Annotated in this window: 1 protein-coding gene; it reads left to right on the top strand. The window is 53.6% G+C overall.

Going from position 1 to position 261, the window contains the following annotated elements; genetic code table 11:
- Nucleotides 1-20 precede the first annotated feature (20 nt).
- Nucleotides 21-261, top strand: a 241-nt coding sequence (locus RTW80_RS29740) for a YggL family protein (RefSeq protein WP_312721736.1), incomplete at its 3' end; no start/stop codon positions are given.

The raw sequence follows: 261 nt of genomic DNA, 5'->3' as shown, positions 1-261 counted from the left end.
ATGTTCGAGAGGGTGAAATAATGGCAAAGAATCGTAGCCGTCGTCTGCGTAAAAAGATGCACATCGAAGAATTCCAGGAAGTGGGTTTCTCCGTTGCCTGGCGCTTCCCGGAAGGCACCAGCGTTGAGCAGATCGATCAGGACGTTGATGCGTTCATCAACGAGGTGATCGAGCCAAACAAGCTGGCCTTCGACGGTAGCGGCTATCTGGCGTGGGAAGGTCTGATTTGCACCCAGGAAGTGGGGAAATGCACCGAAGAGC

This window comes from Escherichia sp. AM3 (genome assembly GCF_032029835.1).
GTDB classification, from domain to species: Bacteria; Pseudomonadota; Gammaproteobacteria; order Enterobacterales; family Enterobacteriaceae; genus Escherichia; species Escherichia coli.
The sequence above is the reverse complement of the archived record's forward strand: the minus strand, read 5'-3'. Positions and strand labels throughout refer to the sequence as shown.